Source organism: Aquabacterium sp. CECT 9606 (assembly GCF_918741295.1).
Lineage (GTDB): Bacteria > Pseudomonadota > Gammaproteobacteria > Burkholderiales > Burkholderiaceae_C > Aquabacterium.
The window spans coordinates 195,968-214,827 of record NZ_CAKKNB010000005.1 but is presented as its reverse complement, the minus strand read 5'-3'; the positions used below and the strand labels follow the sequence as shown (position 1 = coordinate 214,827).

General features: G+C 64.1%; 16 protein-coding genes and 2 riboswitches. Of the genes, 10 read left to right on the top strand and 6 right to left on the bottom strand.

Annotated features, from left to right (window positions below; all coding sequences use genetic code 11):
- Window positions 1–20 precede the first annotated feature (20 nt).
- Window positions 21–1,433, bottom strand: coding sequence for a 30S ribosomal protein S12 methylthiotransferase RimO (gene rimO / locus LQ232_RS22185; protein WP_230182573.1), 1,413 nt, complete (start codon window positions 1,431–1,433; stop codon window positions 21–23).
- Between the two features lie 72 nt (window positions 1,434–1,505).
- Here rimO and LQ232_RS22180 point away from each other — a divergent pair, with 72 nt between their 5' ends.
- From LQ232_RS22180 to LQ232_RS22165, 4 genes are read left to right on the top strand one after another with little or no spacing between them, the layout of a single operon-like run.
- The gene (locus tag LQ232_RS22180; protein WP_230182572.1) at window positions 1,506–1,871 is read left to right on the top strand and encodes a DUF1304 domain-containing protein; all 366 of its coding nucleotides are present in this window, start codon (window positions 1,506–1,508) and stop codon (window positions 1,869–1,871) included.
- 23 nt (window positions 1,872–1,894) lie between these two features.
- Complete coding sequence (locus LQ232_RS22175; RefSeq protein ID WP_230182571.1) at window positions 1,895–2,524, top strand: glutathione S-transferase family protein; 630 nt, start codon at window positions 1,895–1,897, stop codon at window positions 2,522–2,524.
- Window positions 2,525–2,533: 9 nt separating this feature from the next.
- Window positions 2,534–3,175 (top strand): FMN-binding negative transcriptional regulator, encoded by a 642-nt coding sequence (locus LQ232_RS22170; protein WP_256450111.1) that lies wholly within the window; start codon window positions 2,534–2,536, stop codon window positions 3,173–3,175.
- Between the two features lie 15 nt (window positions 3,176–3,190).
- A complete protein-coding gene (locus tag LQ232_RS22165) occupies window positions 3,191–3,709 on the top strand; it encodes an NUDIX domain-containing protein (RefSeq protein WP_230182569.1) in 519 nt (172 codons plus the stop codon).
- Here LQ232_RS22165 and ribA read toward each other — a convergent pair.
- The 3 genes from ribA to LQ232_RS22150 are packed head-to-tail and all read right to left on the bottom strand — an operon-like array spanning window position 3,695 to window position 7,049.
- Window positions 3,695–4,384, bottom strand: a complete 690-nt coding sequence (ribA, locus tag LQ232_RS22160; protein WP_230182568.1) for a GTP cyclohydrolase II — start codon at window positions 4,382–4,384, stop codon at window positions 3,695–3,697. The two genes, LQ232_RS22165 and ribA, sit on opposite strands and share 15 nt — an antisense overlap.
- Before the next feature lie 26 nt (window positions 4,385–4,410).
- Window positions 4,411–5,058, bottom strand: a complete 648-nt coding sequence (locus LQ232_RS22155; RefSeq protein WP_230182567.1) for a response regulator transcription factor — start codon at window positions 5,056–5,058, stop codon at window positions 4,411–4,413.
- Window positions 5,058–7,049, bottom strand: coding sequence for a sensor histidine kinase (locus tag LQ232_RS22150; RefSeq protein ID WP_230182566.1), 1,992 nt, complete (start codon window positions 7,047–7,049; stop codon window positions 5,058–5,060). The genes LQ232_RS22155 and LQ232_RS22150 overlap by 1 nt, the downstream gene beginning before the upstream one ends.
- 127 nt (window positions 7,050–7,176) lie before the next feature.
- On the opposite strand from LQ232_RS22150, the gene LQ232_RS22145 reads away from it, so the two are divergent.
- The 3 genes from LQ232_RS22145 (at window position 7,177) to LQ232_RS22135 (ending at window position 10,158) form a co-directional block, all read left to right on the top strand.
- Complete coding sequence (locus LQ232_RS22145; RefSeq protein ID WP_230182565.1) at window positions 7,177–8,205, top strand: TRAP transporter substrate-binding protein; 1,029 nt, start codon at window positions 7,177–7,179, stop codon at window positions 8,203–8,205.
- A 76-nt stretch (window positions 8,206–8,281) separates the two neighbouring features.
- Entirely contained in the window at window positions 8,282–8,881 is a 600-nt protein-coding gene (locus LQ232_RS22140) for a TRAP transporter small permease (protein ID WP_230182564.1), read from the top strand.
- Window positions 8,878–10,158 (top strand): TRAP transporter large permease, encoded by a 1,281-nt coding sequence (locus tag LQ232_RS22135; protein WP_230182563.1) that lies wholly within the window; start codon window positions 8,878–8,880, stop codon window positions 10,156–10,158. Before LQ232_RS22140 ends, LQ232_RS22135 begins: the two co-directional genes overlap by 4 nt.
- A gap of 43 nt (window positions 10,159–10,201) precedes the next feature.
- On the opposite strand, the gene ppc is transcribed toward LQ232_RS22135, so the two are convergent.
- A complete protein-coding gene (gene ppc / locus LQ232_RS22130; RefSeq protein WP_230182562.1) occupies window positions 10,202–13,033 on the bottom strand; it encodes a phosphoenolpyruvate carboxylase in 2,832 nt (943 codons plus the stop codon).
- Window positions 13,034–13,172: 139 nt separating this feature from the next.
- Window positions 13,173–13,287, top strand: a riboswitch (glycine riboswitch).
- Between the two features lie 9 nt (window positions 13,288–13,296).
- A riboswitch (glycine riboswitch) is annotated at window positions 13,297–13,418 on the top strand.
- Window positions 13,419–13,504: 86 nt separating this feature from the next.
- On the opposite strand from ppc, the gene gcvT reads away from it, so the two are divergent.
- Genes gcvT through gcvP form a run of 3 tightly spaced genes read left to right on the top strand, consistent with a single transcriptional unit; the run spans window position 13,505 to window position 17,965 of the window.
- A complete protein-coding gene (gene gcvT / locus LQ232_RS22125) occupies window positions 13,505–14,620 on the top strand; it encodes a glycine cleavage system aminomethyltransferase GcvT (RefSeq protein WP_230182561.1) in 1,116 nt (371 codons plus the stop codon).
- A 19-nt stretch (window positions 14,621–14,639) separates the two neighbouring features.
- Window positions 14,640–15,014, top strand: a complete 375-nt coding sequence (gcvH, locus tag LQ232_RS22120) for a glycine cleavage system protein GcvH (RefSeq protein ID WP_230182560.1) — start codon at window positions 14,640–14,642, stop codon at window positions 15,012–15,014.
- Window positions 15,015–15,061: 47 nt separating this feature from the next.
- On the top strand, window positions 15,062–17,965 hold the full coding sequence (gene gcvP / locus LQ232_RS22115; RefSeq protein ID WP_230182559.1) for an aminomethyl-transferring glycine dehydrogenase: 2,904 nt from the start codon (window positions 15,062–15,064) through the stop codon (window positions 17,963–17,965).
- Here gcvP and LQ232_RS22110 read toward each other — a convergent pair whose 3' ends face one another.
- Window positions 17,966–18,853 (bottom strand): alpha/beta hydrolase, encoded by an 888-nt coding sequence (locus LQ232_RS22110; protein ID WP_230182558.1) that lies wholly within the window; start codon window positions 18,851–18,853, stop codon window positions 17,966–17,968.
- Window positions 18,854–18,860 lie beyond the last annotated feature (7 nt).

The window sequence follows — 18,860 nt, the reverse complement described above, 5'->3', positions numbered from 1 at the left end:
GTGAGATCACCATCATTCCATCAAATCGGCAAGGCAATCAGATCATGCCCTTCCACCGCCACGATGCGCGCCTTGGTGAACTCACCCACCTTCAAGGTCTTGCTGGCCTTTTCAGGTGGCAACAAGCGCACGGTGCCATCGATCTCAGGTGCGTCAGCGTACGAGCGCCCCACCCCACCCTTGCGGCCCAGTGCGGGCGCGCTGTCGACCAGCACCTGCATGGTCGCACCCACGCGGCGTTGCAGCTTGGCGATCGACACCTGCTCGGCCACGGCCATGAAACGGGCGCGGCGCTCTTCGCGCACTTCGTCGGGCAAGGCGCCGGGCAGCGCATTGGCAGGCGCGCCCTCGATGGGTGAATAGGCAAAACAACCTGCACGGTCGATCTCGGCTTCGCGCAAGAAGTCGAGCAGGTATTCAAACTCATCTTCCGTCTCACCAGGGAAGCCGGCGATGAAGGTGCTGCGCACCACGATCTCGGGGCAGATCTCGCGCCAGCGCAACAAACGCTCAAGGTTCTTCTCGCCATTGGCCGGGCGCTTCATGCGCTTGAGCACATCGGGATGCGCGTGCTGGAAAGGCACATCCAGGTAAGGCAGGATCAGGCCTTGCGCCATCATGGGCAGGATCTCGTCCACATGGGGATAAGGGTAGACGTAGTGCATGCGCACCCAGGCGCCGTGCTCTTGCGCCAAGGTGGCCAATTGCTCGGCCAGGTCGTACATGCGGGTCTTGACGGGTTTGCCATCCCAGAAACCGGTGCGGTATTTCACGTCCACGCCATAGGCGCTGGTGTCCTGGCTGATGACCAGCAGCTCTTTCACGCCGGATTCGAACAGCGCGCGGGCCTCACTGAGCACATCGCCAATCGGGCGCGAAACCAGGTCGCCGCGCATGCTGGGGATGATGCAGAAGCTACAGCGGTGATTGCAGCCTTCACTGATCTTCAGATAAGCGTAGTGCTTGGGCGTGAGCTTGATGCCGGCGATGCCACGCGACTCGGGCACCAGGTCCAGGAAGGGATCATGCGGCTTGGGCACGTGCAGGTGCACCGCGTCCATCACCTCTTGCGTGGCGTGGGGGCCGGTCACGGCCAGCACACTGGGGTGCATCTGGCGGACCAGATTGCCACCATCGGCGCCGGCCTTGGCGCCCAGGCAACCGGTCACGATGACGCGGCCGTTGTCGGCCAGCGCCTCGCCGATGGTGTCCAGGCTTTCGCGCACGGCGTCGTCAATGAAGCCGCAGGTGTTCACGATCACCAGATCGGCGCCATCGAAGGTTTTCGAGGTGCGGTAACCCTCGGCGGCCAGCTGGGTCAGGATCAGTTCGGAGTCGGTGAGCGCTTTCGGGCAGCCAAGGCTGACAAAACCAATCTTGGGCGCGGCCGCGGATGGGGCGGGTGTGGTGGGGGTGAGCAATTCAGACGTCATGGGGGTGGATTGTCGGGGAAATTGGGCTTTCAGCAACGACAATGACTGCGAGAGACCTCACAAGGAGACCCCATGATTGCCACAGCCGCCACTGTTTTGACCGCTTTGGTCGCCTTGCTGCACCTTTATTTCCTGGTGCTCGAGATGTTTTTCTGGGACAAGCCACTAGGGCGCAAGGCCTTTGGCCTGAAACCGGATTTCGCCACGGCCTCCAAGACACTGGCGGCCAACCAGGGCCTGTACAACGGTTTTCTGGCGGCTGGGTTGGTGTGGGGCCTGTGGCTGGGCGCCGCCGGGCACGACATCAAGGTCTTTTTCCTGGGCTGCGTGATCGTGGCGGGCGTGTTCGGCGCCGCGACGGTCAGCCGCAAGATCTTCTTCGTGCAGGCTTTGCCAGCCATCATCGCGCTGGCTTTGCTGCTCGTGCAGAATGGCTGACACCCCAAAGAATGGAGGCCTTCATGAGCACGGACAAGCATGTCACCTTCTACCATTCCCCCAACTCGCGCTCAGCCGGCGTGCTGGTGCTGCTGGAGGAACTGAACGCCGATTACGAGACCTTCGTGCTCAACCTCAAGGCGGGCGAGCAGCGCCAGGCGGCCTACCTGGCCATCAACCCGATGGGCAAGGTGCCGGCCATCAAGCATGGCGACGCGGTGGTCACCGAGCAGGCCGCTGTCTACCAGTACCTGGCAGAGCTTTACCCCGAGGCCGGGCTGGCACCACCGATCGGCTCGCCACTGCGGGGGCCATTTCTGCGCTGGCTGGCGTTTTACGGCGCCAGTTTCGAGCCCGCCGTGGTTGACCGCGCTCAAAAGCATGCGCCTGCGCCGCCCTCGACCTGCCCCTATGGCGACTTCGACACGATGCTCAAAACCGTGACGGACCAACTGGCCCGGGGTCCGTATATCCTGGGTGAGCAATTCAGCGCCGCCGACGTGCTCTGGGCCAATGCCCTGCGCTGGACCACCATGTTCCAGCTGGTGCCCCAGACGCCAGTGCTCCAGGCTTACATCGAGCGAGTCACCTCCCGTCCGGCTGCCGCGCGCGCCGCCGCCAAGGACCAGCAGTTGATTGCCGCCCAGGCCTGAGGTGCACCTTTGTACTCACCCTCGCACTTTGACGAGTCGCGGCCGGAAGTTCTGCAAGGCCTGATGCACGCCCACCCTCTGGCCACCCTGGTGACCTTGTCGAGTGATGGATTGACGGCCAACCACATTCCGCTGCACTTGCAAGCCGATGGCTCGGCCTTTGGCAAGCTGGTGGGGCATGTGGCGCGCGCCAACCCGGTCTGGCAAAACACTCACGCCTTGGCCGAAGTGCTGGTCATCTTTCAAGGGCCGGACGCCTACATCACGCCCTCCTGGTACGCGACCAAGCCCGATGGCGGTAAGGTTGTGCCCACCTGGAACTACGCTGTAGTGCATGCCCACGGCCCCTTGGTGGTGAAAGACGATCCGCAGTGGGTGCGGGCGCAACTCGAATCCATGACCAGGCAGCACGAGGCTTCGCGGCCGCAGCCCTGGGCGGTGGAGGATGCCCCCCGCGAGTTCACCGACCGATTGCTGCAAGCCATCGTGGGCATCGAGATCCCGATCACGCGGCTGCAAGGCAAATGGAAGGTGAGCCAGAACCAGCCTGCCAGCAACCGCGCCAGCGTGATCGCCGGGCTGACGGAACAAGGCCACACCGGCTCGGCCGCGGACATGGCTACCTTGGTGGCCACTCATTCACCCACTTAGTCAGGCCCACAAAACATGGCTTTCAAGTTCTGCCCTCAATGCGCCCAACCTTTGCAAGAGCGCGAGCTGGACACCGTCATGCGGCTCTCCTGCCTGGGCCCCGGTTGCACCTATGTCCACTGGGACAACCCGGTGCCCGTGGTGGCGGCCGTGGTTGAGCACGAAGGCGAGATCATCCTGGCCCGCAACAAGGCCTGGCCGGTGCCCTTCTACGCCCTGATCACGGGGTTTTTGGAGAAAACCGATCCGAGCCCCGAAGAGGCCATCGAGCGCGAGGTGATGGAGGAGCTGGGCCTGCAGGCGCAAGGCACCCACTTCATCGGCCACTACGCCTTCCCGCGTCAGAACCAGATCATCATCGCGTACCACGTGCCCGCCACGGGTGTGATCACCCTGGGCGATGAACTGGTGGACTACAAACGCATTGCGCCCGCCAAGGCGCGCTACTGGCCATCCAGCACCGGCCTGGCTTTGCGCGACTGGCTGGTTAGCCGGGGGCACGAGCCCCAGGCGCTGGACCTACCCAAGCTTTGAGGACGGCGGAGCCTCGTCGTCGGATTTGGGCGGGATGTACTCTGGCAACCAATCCATGTGGTGGCCCAGCTTGAGGGCCTTGGTGGCCAGGTAGTGGTGGTTCTCTGACTGCGACAGGCTGCGCACCGGCACCCGCTCCACCACCTTGACGCCATGCTTTTCAAGTGTGGCCACCTTGCGCGGATTGTTGGTCATCAGGCGCACGGCATCCACGCCAAGCTGGGACAGCATCTGCGCGGCGACCTCAAAATTGCGCAAGTCGGCCGGGAAGCCCAGCCGCAAATTGGCCTCGACCGTGTCCAGCCCTTCATCCTGCAGAGCGTAAGCCTTGAGCTTGTTGATCAGGCCGATGCCACGCCCTTCCTGGCGCAGGTAGAGCACCACGCCACTGCCTTGCTTGCCGATTTCATCAAGCGCAAAGTGCAGTTGCGGGCCGCAGTCGCAGCGCAGTGAGCCAAACACATCGCCGGTCATGCATTCGCTGTGAACGCGGACCAGTGTCGTGCCCCCCATTTCGCCCATGACCAGGGCAACGTGCTCAAGGCCAGAAGGCTGTTCCTTGAACAATTTCATGGTGAAGGTGCCGTGCTCGGTGGGCACACGGGCTTGGGCCACCAGGGACACCTGTTGCGATTCAGGGGCCTGTGGGTGGCTGGAGTCTTGCGGCGAATTCATCAGCGTCTTCGGGAAAATCCCGTTCCTTATCTCTGTATTTTCGCAGATGCGTCAATACCCCCGAAATTAGACAACCAAGTGGCCAACTCCGCCGCTGTGCGCACCCCCAATTTCGAGAAAACCCGCGCCCGGTGGACCTCGACCGTGCGCACCGCGATGTGCAGCTCATCGGCGATGACCTTGTTGAGCTTGCCGGCCGCCACCCGGGGCATGACCTCGCGCTCGCGCTCACTCAGACTGGCCAGACGCGCATGCCCTTCGGCCTGCCTGGCGTCGTCCAGCAGCATGGCGCGCTCGATGGTCAGGGCTTGCTCGATGCGGTCCACCAAGGCGTTGTCGGCGTAGGGCTTCTCCAGAAAATCGAAGGCACCCTTCTTGAGCGATTCGACCACCATGGGGATGTCGCCGTGCCCGCTGAGGAACAGCAAGGGGTTGCGGATGCCTTGGCTGAGGAGCTCTTCGTGCAGCACCAGGCCCGACATGGGCTCCATGCGCACATCAACCAGAAACACCCCTCGGATGGGCCGTGGGCTGGCTGCCAAGTAAGCCAACACCGCCGGCCCACCGTCGAAGCTGAATACCAGCAGGCCCCGGGATCCGAGCAAGAAAGCCAACGCGTCTCGCACCACGGTGTCGTCATCCACCAGGTACACAATGCCTTGATCGGGTCTCATCACGCGGTCTCCTCCAGGTCTTCAGGGCGCAGGCATGGCACGGTGAACGACAAGCTGGCGCCGCCACCAGAGGCCTCTTCGGCATCCAGCCCACCATAGTGCAATTCGATGATTGAACGGCAAATGGCCAGCCCCATGCCCATGCCATCGGATTTGGTCGAATAAAACGGCTGGCACAGCTGATCGATGCTGCGGCCGCCCAGCCCTGGCCCGCTGTCGGTGACCACCACCTTGGCGAACCGCCCGCCCGCGCCCAGCAAAGTCTGCACGTGAACACGACGAGGTTGCTCGGAATGGGCCAGCTCGTCGCATGCATTGCGCACCAGGTTGGCGGCCACCTGCTCAATGAGGATGGGGTCCGCCATCACCATCGGCAGGCTGGCGTCCAGCTCGGTCGTCACGGTGATGCCGTGGCGCGATATCTCGCGGCTGAGCAGGGCCACGGCCGAGGCCACCACCTGGTTGATGTTGCAAGGCTCACGCTGCGGCTCGCGCCGGGTCAGGAACTCGCGTATGCGCTTGACGATGCGGCCTGCGTGCGAGGCCTGCTCACCCATTCGCTTCAAGGCGATCAGCAAGGCCGGATCGCTGCCCGGCTCGCGGCTGAGCGCGTTCAGCACGCCCGCGTTGTAGCTGGCGATGGCCGACAGAGGCTGGTTCAACTCGTGTGCCAGGGTCGAAGCCACTTCGCCCAGCATCGTCAGGCGCGAGTGGTGGGCCATGGTGTCCGCCTGCTTGCGCTCACGCTCTTCCAGGCGCTTGCGCTCGGTCACGTTCAGGATCGAGGCCATCCAGCCGATGTGCTGGCCCTTGGCGTCCACCAAGGGCGCCTCCAGCACCACCACTTCCAGGATTTGCCCATCGCGGCATTGCCAGCGTGACTCATAGCCTTCACGCGGGGCCTGGCCAGCCATGTTGCGCAAATGCCGCTGCATGGCCTGCTCCAGCTCGTTGCTGGGCCAGTAAGGCATGGGGGGCATCGATCCGATCAGCTCCTCGGGTTGGTAGCCCAGCATGTCGGCCATGGTCTTGTTGACATAGACCAGGCGCCCATCCAGATCGCGTGCGCGGATGCCCACGGCCAGAGAATTTTCCATGGCGGTGCGCCAGGCGGCTTCGGTGCGCCAGGCTTCCTCAGCGCGCGACACGCCTTGCATCTGGCGGCGCAGCATCCAGCTCGCACCGCCGATCAGCAAGACAAAGCCGGTCATCAAGACCACGGGCAAGGTCCGCCACCACGGCTTGATGGTCTCGCGCGCCGACAGTTCCAGAAAAGCCTGCGGCAAAGATGGCCCCGCCGGCACACGGTACCAGGCCTGGCGGGCCAGGCGCGGGCCGTCAATCGTGGAGGCGATCACCTCCCCCAGCTCATCGACCAGGCGGATGTCGTACTTGCGTGCCAGCCACCAAGGCACCTTCTGGCGCAAGACCTCGGCTGGCAGATAACGCGCCACCAGCAAGCCGGCGGGATTGCCGCTGCCGTCTTGCAATGGCGCCGACAAATGGCCAGCCAGCCCGCGCTCCTCAACCCCGCTTCGCGCCGACGAATGGGCGGGCATGCTGTCATCGGGCACCTGGACCACGATGCGGCCATTGGCGTCCAGCCAGGTCACGCTGATCCAGAAACGGCGCAAACCATCCAACACCAGGGCGTGCTGGGCAAAGCCCGCGGCGGACAAGGCCTTGCCATTGTGGCCATTGATCACGTCGGCCAAGGTCCGAAGGCGGCTGGCTTCAGCGTCCAGTCGGTTGCTGACCTGGGCTTCCAAGGACAAGGCATCAGAGATCATTTCAGCACGCTGGCTGTCCAGATCGGCTCGTTCGACCGAGCGCAGCCACCCCATCACGCCGCCCGCGAACAGCAGCGACAGCACCAATGGCCAGGCCCACAAGTGCGGCACCACCGACACGACAGAGCCCCACACGCGCCACCGCGGTCTTGGAGGCACGGCCAGCGTGGGACGGGGTGGCGCACTAATGGGAGGGCTCATGAGCAGAAGTCTATGCCGCCATCCGGAAGTACTGCCCATCCGGCACGCACGAATGTGGAACTCCACAATTTCCCATGCCGACGCAGGGGAGAACAATCCACTTGCCCCCATACCTGAGGAGACCAACATGACCCAGTCCTTCGCCGGAAAGATCTTGCGCCGCCACTTCCTGGCCGCCGCTGCCGCCATCGCCTTGGTGCCCAGCGCCTTCGCGCAGGCCCCCATCGTGATCAAGTTCAGCCACGTGGTGGCCATGGACACGCCCAAGGGCAAAGCCGCCACTTTTTTCGCCAAGCGCGCGGAAGAGCTGACCAAGGGCCGCGTCAAGGTAGAGGTTTACCCCAACAGCCAGTTGTACAAGGACAAGGAAGAGCTGGAAGCCCTGCAACTGGGATCCGTGCAGATGCTGGCGCCTTCGCTGTCCAAGTTCGCGCCACTGGGTGTGAAAGAGTTCGAGGTTTTTGACCTGCCCTTCATCTTTGACGACTACGCCGACCTGCACCGCGTGACCGAAGGCCCCGTGGGCAAGGGCCTGCTGGCCAAGCTGGAAACCCGGGGCATCACTGGCCTGGCCTACTGGGACAACGGCTTCAAGGTGTTCTCGGCCAACAAGCCTTTGAAGGCCGTCGCCGACTACAAGGGCACCAAGATGCGGATCCAGTCCTCCAAAGTGCTGGACGCTGAAATGCGCGCCTTGGGCGCCCTGCCCCAAGTGCTCGCTTTCTCCGAGACTTACCAGGCCTTGCAGACCGGCGTGGTCGACGGCACGGAGAACCCACCGTCCAACCTTTACACGCAGAAGATGTACGAAGTGCAAAAACACCTCAGCGTCACCAACCACGGTTACCTGGGTTATGCCGTGGTCGTGAACAAGAAGTTCTGGGACGGACTGCCCACCGATATCCGGGGCCAACTGACCCAGGCCATCACCGAAGCGACCAAGGTGGCCAATGACCACGCCTTTGCCGACAACCAGGAAGCCTTGGCCAAGGTCAAGGCCGCAGGCAAGACCGAGATCTACACGCCGACTCCGGCCGAGCGCCTGGCCCTGAAGAAAGCCTTGGTGCCCGTTCACCAGCAGATGACCTCGCGCATTGGCGAGGAAACGCTGCGGGCCATTTACAAGGAAACCGGCTTCGACCCAAGCAAGCTTTGAGCTTTGGACGACACCTCCTGAGCCCACCCCCGTGTGGGCTTTTTCATGACCTGACTGAACCGAAAGGGAGAACGCCATGAAATGGCTTGATCACCTGGAGGAGTGGCTGATATCGACCTTCATGGCCGCCGCCACCCTCATCATCTTCGCGTCGGTGGTGCACCGCTACGTCATTGCCTTCAACATCCCTGGGGTGCAGGATTGGCTGCTGAGCTTGAACATGGCCTGGACGCAAGAGGCCTGCATCTACCTCTTCGTCTGGATGGCCAAATTTGGCGCGGCTTATGGCGTGCGCACCGGCATCCACGTCGGGGTCGACGTGATGATCAACCGCCTGTCAGCACCCAAGCGCAAGTTCTTCGTGATGTTCAGTTTGCTGGCAGGTGCCCTGTTCACCGGCGTGGTGGCTACCCTGGGTGCCACCTTTGTCTGGGACAACGGGCTGCACCACGCTGCCTATCAGGCATTCGGTCTGAACATGGAGGGTCTGATCGAAGGCCCCACCACACCCGACCTGGAATGGCCCACCTGGATCATCTACATGGCCATTCCGCTGGGCTCGTCATTGATGTGCTTCCGCTTCCTGCAAGTGGCCTGGTCGTTTCAACACACCGGTGAGTTGCCTCACCATGACCATGGCCACGTGGACGGCCTGGACGAAGGAGCTTCCGCATGAACGGCCTGATCATTCTTGGCCTGCTGGTGATGTTGATGCTCACCGGCATGCCCATCTCCATCGCCCTGGGCCTGACGGTGCTCAGCTTCATTTTCGGGTTCACGCAAGTGCCCCTGGAATCGGTCGCCCTCAAGCTGTTCACCGGCATCGAGAAGTTCGAGATCATGGCGATCCCGTTCTTCATCCTGGCGGGCAACTTCCTGACGCACGGGGGGGTGGCCAAACGCATGATCAATTTCGCCACGTCCATGGTCGGGCACTGGCATGGTGGCTTGGGATTGGCCGGCGTGCTGGCCTGCGCCTTGTTCGCGGCGGTGTCGGGCTCATCGCCCGCCACGGTGGTGGCCATTGGCTCGATCCTGCTGCCAGCGATGGCCAAAGCCGGGTTCCCGCCCCGGTTCGGCGCCGGGATCATCACCACGTCTGGCGCACTGGGCATCCTCATCCCGCCTTCCATCGTGATGGTGATGTACTCGGTGTCCACCAACACATCGGTCGGCGCCCTGTTCATGGCCGGCGTCGTGCCAGGCATCTTGCTGGCCTTCTTCCTGGGCCTCACGGCCTGGTGGCGGGCCCGCAAGTTCAACTACCCACGGCAACCCAAAGCCAGCCTGGCCCAACGACTCAAGGCCCTGCGCGAGTCCTTCTGGGGATTGCTGCTGATCGTGGTGGTGATGGGCGGTATTTACACCGGCCTGTTCACACCGACCGAAGCCGCCGCCATGGCCGCCGTCTATGCCTTCGTCATCGCGGTGTTCATCTACAAGGACATGAAGCTGAAGGACGTGCCACGGGTGTTGCTGGCCTCGGCCAACATGAGCGCGATGCTGCTGTACATCATCACCAACGCGGTTCTGTTCTCGTTCGTGCTGGCCAATGAAAACATCCCGCAGCACCTGGCCGACTGGCTGATCGCCATGGGCCTGGGCCCGATCGCCTTCCTGGCGGTGGTCAACATCCTGCTGCTGCTGGCCGGTAACTTCATGGAGCCATCGTCGATCGTGTTGATCATGGCGCCCATCCTGTTCCCGGTGGCCATGAAGCTGGGCATTGACCCGGTGCACTTTGGCATCCTGATCATCGTGAACATGGAAGTGGGCATGTGCCACCCACCGGTGGGCTTGAACCTGTACGTGGCATCTGGGGTCACCAAGATGGGCATCACCGAGCTGACCATCGCGGTGTGGCCATGGCTGTTGACGATGCTGGGCTTCCTGGTGCTGGTCACCTACTGGCCGCCCTTGTCGCTGTGGTTGCCCAACCTGTTGATGAAGTGATGGAAATGAAGCCCGGGCCGTGAGACCCGGGCTTTTTTCAAGCTCAGCCCGTGTTGCGCAGCCCGGCCGCCACGCCGTTGATCGACAGGTGAATGCCCCGCTGCACACGCTCGGCCACAGTCTCGCCTTCCACCTCCGAGGCGCGCGTGTCTTGTGCCTTGCGGTGGCGGCGCATCAGTTCCACCTGCAAGTGGTTGAGCGGATCCACATACGGAAAGCGGTAGGCCAAAAAATCCGCCAGTTCGGGCTGGGCTGCCAGGCGAGCCTTGGCACCGGTGATCAGGTTCAGGGCCTGGTTGGTCAGATCCCATTCGGCACGGATCGCCGACATGATCTTCTTGCCCAGTTTTTTATCCTCGACCAGGGCGACGTAACGCTCGGCGATGGCCAGATCGCTCTTGGCCAGCACCATGTCCATGTTCGACAGCAAGGTGCCGAAGAAAGGCCATTGCTTGTGCATGCGCTGCAGCAAGGCCAGCTGAGCCTTGCGCTCCGTGCCTGGCGCGCTCAGGAAAGCTTCGATGGCCGAGCCCATGCCGAACCAACCCGGCAAGGCCACGCGGCATTGTCCCCAAGAGAATCCCCAGGGAATCGCGCGCAAGTCTTCGATGCGGCGGGTGGACTTGCGCGAGGCCGGGCGCGAACCGATGTTGAGCTCGGCGATCTCGCGGATGGGCGTGGCGGCGAAGAAGTAATCGGTGAAGCCTGGGGTTTCGTAGACCAGCTTGCGGTAGGCCGCCATGCTGGCCTGCGAGATGGCATCGGCGGTTTGCAAAAATGCGCTGGGCACGGGTTTGCTTGGTTGGATCAAGCTGGCTTCCAGCATGGCCGAGACCAGGGTCTCCAGGTTGCGCCGCCCGATTTCGGGATGCGCGTATTTGGAGGCGATCACCTCGCCCTGTTCCGTCAGGCGAATCTGGCCGTTCACGGTGCCGGGCGGTTGCGCCAGGATGGCCTGGTGCGTTGGGCCACCGCCCCGTCCCACCGTGCCGCCGCGGCCATGGAACAGGCGCAGGCCGATGCCGTGACTGGTGCGCAAGTCCTTGAACAAAGCAACCAAAGAGATCTCGGCGCGGTACAGCTCCCAGTTGCTGGTGAAGAAGCCACCATCCTTGTTGCTGTCGCTGTAGCCCAGCATGATGTCCTGCTCACCGCCTGATCGCTTGACGAGATCGGCGATGCCGGGGACAGCGTAGAAGCCGCGCATGATGTCGGTGGCGTGACGCAGGTCGGCGATGGTTTCGAACAGGGGCACGACGATCAATTCGGCCTGTGAATCGGCATCGTCCAAGGTGCCACGCATCAGACCGCATTCCTTTTGGAGCAGCAGCACTTCCAGCAGGTCGCTCACGGTTTCGGTGTGCGAGATGATGTAGTGGATCAGGGCCTGCGGGCCGTAGCGGCGGCGGGCGGTGGCGGCCGCTTCGAAGATGGCCAGCTCGCCCTTGGCCAGGTCGCTGTAGTTGGCGCCTTGCACTCGCAAGGGGCGCGCCTCGCACAGCAACTGGCGCAACAAGGCTTGCTTGGCATCTTCATCCAGCTTGGCGTATTGGGGTTCGACCTTGGCCGTAGCCAGCAGTTCGGCGATGACCAGTTCGTGCTGGTCCGAGCTTTGGCGCAAATCCAGCGTGGCGAGATGGAAGCCGAAGACCTGCACCGCGCGGATCAAAGGCCTGACGCGCAGATCGGCCAGCACGGCGGCGTGGTGGGTACGCAAGGAGGTGTCCACCGTGCGCAGGTCGGCCAGGAACTCGTCGGCGCTGGCGTAGGGGTTTTGGGGCGCGACGGCGTGGCGCAAGGCCTTGGTGCCGGTCAGCTCTTCCAGCGTAGCGGCCAGGCGCGCATAGACGCCGGTGAGAGCCCGGCGGTAGGGCTCATCCGCGCGGTGCGGGTTCAAGTCAGGAGAACGGTCGGTCAGCACCGCCATGTGCGGCGTGATGCCCACCAGGCGCCCTGACATCGACAGCTCGGCGCCCAACTGGTGCACCTCGGTGAGGTAGTGGCGCAAGGCTACTTCGGCCTGGCGCGACATGGCCAGTTGCAGTGTCTGGGCACTGACATTGGGATTGCCATCGCGGTCGCCCCCAATCCATTGGCCCATGCGCAGAAAGGACGCCACTTCTCGGCCCGGCAAAGCGCGCTCCAGTTGCGCATAGAGGCGCGGGATCTCGCGCAGGAAAGTGCTTTGGTAATAGCTCAGCGCATTTTCAATCTCGTCGGCGACGGTCAGCTTGGTGAAACGCAGCATGCGCGTCTGCCAGAGCTGGGTCACGCGAGCGCGCAAGGCGGGCTCGATCTCCTGGCGCTCTTCCTCGTCGGCCATGTCCAGGCGGGCGATCAGTTCGGCCACGGCACGCTCGGCATCGAGGATGGACTTGCGCTGCACCTCGGTCGGGTGGGCAGTCAGCACGGGCGACAGGTAGGCGCGCTTGAGCAAGGCGGCGATGTCGTCGGCGCGCACGCCTTCGTCGGCCAGACGTTGAAAGCACGCCGCCAACGAGCCGGGTGTGGCCACCTTGGCGGTGTGCTCGCGCTGGCGCACCTGGTGGCGGTCTTCGGCCATGTTGGCCAGGTGCGAAAAGTAGCTGAAAGCGCGAATCACCGACACACTCTGGTCGGCCGACAGGTTTTTGAGCAGGCGGTCCAGGTCTTTGCCGGCCACGTCGTCGCGGCGGGCGCGGTAGGCCACGGCCAACTGGCGGATCCGCTCGATCAGTTCGTAGGCCTCGCGCCCATCTTGCTCGCGGATCACATCGCCCAGGATCCGGCCCAACAGGCGGATGTCGCGCAGCAGGGGTGCATTGCGTTTGGCGGCGGTGGTTTTGACGGGGGTGGGAGGGGTGGCGCTCTTGCGCGCGGGTGCCTTGGTGACCATGCCGTGTGGGATTTATTGGGTGTGGTTGAAGGGCAGAAACAAGGTTTTAGCACCTGCACACAAACATCGTGCCAAGTCCCCAAAGTCCCTTCGCTCACGTGTTTCAAGTGAACCACGCCCGGCACTTCCTCGCATACAATCCCCGCTGCTAGGAGAGAACCCTGCTGCGCGTGTCAACACGGGTAAAACGGGTCGCCGAAGGCGCAGGGTGGTTTGCCATCCGAACGCTCAGGCAAAAGGACTGGCAACACCTTGCTTGCAAGGTGATCCTCACTGGAGAGAGGTTGGCCTTCGAGCCAACCCACCGAAGGGGCAAGCCCGCGCCGCCATGGTCATGCCGTGGCGATGGGTCAATCTCTCAGGTAAAGCGGACAGCGAGGGCAGCACCGGGAAGGCGTTTTGCTTAACAAGCATGGCGTCCCCTGGAACCATGTCAATGCCCTCTTCCTGGCCTGGCGGTCAGGCACGCTCATGTCTGCAGACCTGCTCAAAACGCCCCTCCACGCCCTGCACATCGAACTCGGCGCCAAGATGGTGCCCTTCGGGGGCTACGACATGCCGGTGCAATACCCCACCGGCCTGATGACCGAGCACAAGCACACGCGTGCCGCCGCCGGCTTGTTCGATGTTTCGCACATGGGCCAGTTGCTTCTGAAGGGCTCGGATGCCGACAGGGCGCTTGAAACCCTGGTGCCCGTCGACATCGTCGATCTGCCCGTGTTCAAGCAGCGCTATGCCCTGTTCACCAACGACACCGGCGGCATCCTGGACGACCTGATGGTCACGCGCCGCGAAGACGACATCTTCGTGATCGTCAATGCCGCCTGCAAGGTGCAGGACATCGCCCACCTGCAAGCGCACATTGGCCAGCGCTGCACCGTGCAGCCCCTGCCCGACCAGGCCCTGCTGGCGCTGCAAGGCCCGCAAGCCGTGACCGCCCTGGCGCGTCTGAACGCCGACGTGCAGAAGCTCACCTTCATGACTGGCGGCCACTTCGTGTTGAATGGCGCCGATTGCTTCGTCACACGCTCCGGCTACACCGGTGAAGACGGCTTCGAGATCTCGGTGCCCGCCGCGCAGGCCGAAGCATTGGCCCGTGCACTGCTGGCCCAGCCCGAAGTCAAACCCATCGGCCTGGGCGCGCGCGACAGCCTGCGCCTGGAAGCCGGCCTGTGCCTCTACGGCCACGACATCAACACCGACACATCACCCGTGGAAGGCGCGCTGACCTGGGCCATCCAGAAGGTGCGCCGAGCCGGTGGCACGCGCGCGGGCGGCTACCCCGGTGCCCGCGTGATCGACGAGCAACTGGCGCACGGCGTGCAACGCAAGCGCGTCGGCCTGATCGGCAGCGAGCGTGTGCCCGTGCGCGAAGGTGCGCAAATCATCGCCGAGGACGGCACGCCCCTGGGCATTGTCACCAGCGGTTCGCCCGGCCCCAGCATCAACCAGCCGATCGCACTGGCCTACGTGTCATCCACCCACGCGGCCGTCGGCACGCCGGTGTTCGCCCTGGTGCGTGACAAGCGCGTGCCCATGACCGTGACCACCCTGCCCTTCGTTCCCAATCGCTACTACCGCGGCTGAGCCGCACAGGAGAAACCCCATGACCATCAAGTACACCCCCGAACACGAATGGCTGCAGATCGAAGCTGACGGCACCGCCACCGTCGGCATCACCGTGCACGCGCAAGACGCCCTGGGCGACGTGGTCTACGTGGACCTGCCCGCCGTCGGCGCCACGTTCAAGCCGCATGACGTGGCCGGGGTGGTCGAGTCCGTCAAGGCCGCCGCCGACGTCTACATGCCCGTGACCGGCGAGATCACCGAAGTCAACGAAGCCTTGTGCGACGACCCTTCGCTGGCCAACACCGACCCGCTGGGCGCCGGCTGGTTCTTCAAGGTCAAGCTGGCCAACCCGTCCGAACTGGACGCTTTGCTGGACAAGACCGCTTACGACGACCTGGTCAAGAACGCCTGACCCCTTTTCGCCCCGCCCTGCTGTACCCCTGATTGCCAAGCCCGACCATGCTGACCCACACCCCCACCCTCGCTGAACTGGAAAACGCCCGTGAGTTCCAAGCCCGACACCTGGGCCCCCGGGATGCCGAGCAGGCGCACATGCTGAGCAGGGTGGGCGTGGCCTCGCGGCAGGCTTTGATCGACGGCATCGTGCCCGCCTCCATCAAGCGCCCCGCGCCCATGGAACTGCCAGCCGCCTTGAGCGAAGCGCAGGCGCTGGCCGACCTGAAACGCATCGCCAGCCAGAACCGCCTGATGCGCAACTTCATTGGCCAGGGCTACCACGGCACGCTGACACCAGGCGTGATCCTGCGCAACATCCTCGAGAACCCCGCCTGGTACACGGCTTACACACCTTACCAGGCCGAGATCTCACAGGGCCGCATGGAGGCGCTGGTCAACTTCCAGACCATGGTGTGCGACCTCACCGGCATGGCGATTGCCAACTCGTCGATGTTGGACGAGGCCACCTCGGCCGCTGAAGCCATGACCTTGGCGGCCCGTGCCGGCAAGTCCAAGAGCACGCGCTTCGTGGTCTGCCACGACGTGCTGCCGCAAACGCTGGAAGTGATCCAGACCCGCGCCAAGCCGCTGGGCATCACGGTCGACCTGGTGCACGCCGCCAAACTGGCCGAGCACCTGACCGGCAACGATTGCTTCGCCGCGCTGATGCAGTACCCCGGCGTGAACGGTCAGGTGCGCGACCTCAAGCCCCTGATCGATGCGCTGCACGCCAAGGGCGCGCTGGCCATCGTGGCCGCCGACCTGCTGGCCTTGACCCTGCTTGTGTCGCCCGGTGAATTGGGCGCCGACATCGCCGTGGGCAACACGCAGCGCTTCGGCATGCCCATGGGCAACGGCGGCCCGCACGCCGCCTACATGGCCACGCGCGACGACTACAAGCGCTCGATGCCTGGCCGCCTGGTCGGCGTCAGCGTCGACACGCACGGCAACCCCGCCTACCGCTTGGCCCTGCAAACGCGCGAACAGCACATCCGCCGCGAAAAGGCCACGTCCAACATCTGCACGGCGCAGGTGCTGCCGGCCGTCGTGGCCAGCATGTACGCGGTTTACCACGGCCCCGAAGGCTTGAAGCGCATCGCCCTGCGCGTGGCCAGCTACACCGCCATCCTGGCCGAAGGCTTGAAGGCGTTGGGCCGCACGGTGGTTCACACCACCTATTTCGACACGGTGCAAGTGCTGGCTGAAGGCGACCGCGACGCCATGGTCGCCGCCGCGCAAAAGGCTGGCATCAATCTGCGCATCGCCAGCGTTGACAGCCTGACGATCTCGCTGGACGAGACTGCCACGCGCGACGACATCATCGACCTGTGGGCCGTGTTCGCCGGCAGCAAGGCCCTGCCTTCGTTCGCTGCTTTTGAATCGGGCGTGGCATTGACCATCCCGCAGGCATTGCGCCGCACCAGCAGCTTCATGACGCACCCGGTCTTCAACACGCACCACTCCGAGACCGAGATGCTGCGCTACCTGCGTTCGCTCGCCGACAAGGACCTGGCCCTGGACCGCACCATGATCCCCCTGGGTTCATGCACCATGAAGCTGAACGCCACCAGCGAGATGATCCCCATCACCTGGCCCGAGTTCGCCAACATCCACCCCTTCGCCCCGCAAGACCAGCTCAAGGGCTATGCGCTGCTCGACGAGCAACTGCGCGCCTGGCTGTGCCAGGCCACCGGCTACGCGGGCATCAGCCTGCAGCCCAACGCCGGCTCGCAAGGCGAATACGCCGGCCTCTTGGTCATCAAGGCCTACCACGATGCCCGTGGCGAAGGCCACCGCGACATCTGCCTGATCCCTGAAAGCGCCCACGGCACCAACCCCGCCAGCGCGCAAATGGTCGGCATGAAGGTGGTCGTCACCAAGTGCGATGCTGATGGCAACGTCGACCTGGACGACCTGCGCGCCAAGTGCGAGCAGCACAGCGCCAACCTGGCCGCCGTGATGATCACCTACCCCTCCACCTACGGCGTGTTCGAGACCCGTGTGAAAGAGCTGTGCGCCCTGGTGCACCAGCACGGCGGCCGCGTCTACGTGGACGGCGCCAACATGAACGCCCTGGTCGGCCTGGCCGCGCCCGGCGAGTTCGGCGGCGACGTGAGCCACCTCAACCTGCACAAGACCTTCTGCATCCCCCACGGCGGTGGCGGCCCCGGCGTCGGCCCCGTCTGCGTGGTCGAAGACCTGGTGCCCTACCTGCCCGCCCACCGCGCCGCCGGCATCGGCACCGACAGCCAAGTGGGTGCCGTGAGCGCCGCGCCCTTGGGCAACGCCGCGGTGCTGCCCATCAGCTGGATGTACGTGCGCATGATGGGCCCCGATGGCCTGAAGGACGCCACCGAGATCGCCATCCTCAACGCCAACTACGTGGCCGCCCGCCTGGCCGACCACTACGACATCCACTTCAGCGGCGGCAACGCGGCCATCAAGGGCGGCGGCGTGGCCCACGAGTGCATCCTGGACCTGCGCCCTCTGAAGGACAGCAGCGGCGTCAGCGCCGAGGACGTGGCCAAGCGCCTGATCGACTATGGCTTCCACGCGCCCACACTGAGCTTTCCCGTGGCGGGCACCTTGATGGTCGAGCCCACCGAGAGCGAATCGCAGTTTGAGCTGGACCGCTTCTGCGACGCGATGATTGCCATCCGCGAAGAGATCCGACAGGTCGAGCAAGGCCAATGGCCGCAAGACGACAATCCCTTGAAGAATGCGCCGCACACGGCCGCTTCATTGCTCAAGGGCGAGTGGACGCACGGCTACAGCCGCGAGCAGGCCGCCTACCCGGTGGCCAGTCTGCGCCAGCAAAAATACTGGGTGCCGGTGGGCCGCGTGGACAACGTCTACGGCGACCGCAACCTGTTCTGCTCTTGCGTGCCGGTCAGCGATTACGCCTGATCAGTACTGACCGCGGGTGTCGAAAGCCGACATCTCCGCGGTTTTGTTCTTCACGAATGGCGTGTAGCGGGCATCGCCATCGACAAAGCGCTTGAGCCACGCGATCGAGTACTTGGCCAGCGCGGTCTTGCACTTCTCGGCGCTGATCTGGATGCCGCACAAGTGGTCGGCGCCCGCCAGCTCGATCTTGGCGCTGGGTAGCGCGGCATTGAAGCTGGCGTAAAAGGGATTGGAGTGCTCGCTGTTGGTGGCGATGAAGTCTTTTTCGTCCGAGACGATCAGCGTCGGCACCTGGAGCATCGACCAATCTTTGGTGCCGTGCCACGGGGCCAGCGCCACCGTGGCCTTCAGCGCCGGGTTGCCGCGCGCCGCGGCCAAGGCGCCGCCGCCGCCCATGGAATGGCCCATGGCCGCCTGACGAGCCGTGTCGATCACACCCGAGTAAGGCGAGGTCGATGTCTTGCTCAAGGCCACCACCTGCTGAAGCGCCTTGGCCATCTGTGTGGCGCGTGCATCAGGTTGGTCGAAAACACTGTTGAAGTTGACCGTCACCACGACGAAGCCATGCGAGGCCACGCGTTCCGCCAACCACTTGTAGTAGCCCTGCACCGCCAGGAAACCGGGCGCCAGCACCACCAGGCCAAACTGGCCTTCGGTGCGGACCGTGGGATAAAAAACGGTGCCCGCCCCGTAGCCACTGGGCGCACTCACCGCCGAATTGGCCACCGCATAAGGCCCGGCGGCGGCTTCCAGCGATGCCACCGTGGGATTGGGGCCATGCACCTGGGCCTGGGACAGGCCCGCGACCAGGGACAGCACGGCGGCACCCAGCCAACGAGCGTTGAAGGAAGCAGCGCGCGGCGCGGCAGCAGAAGAATGGATCGACATGGCCTGT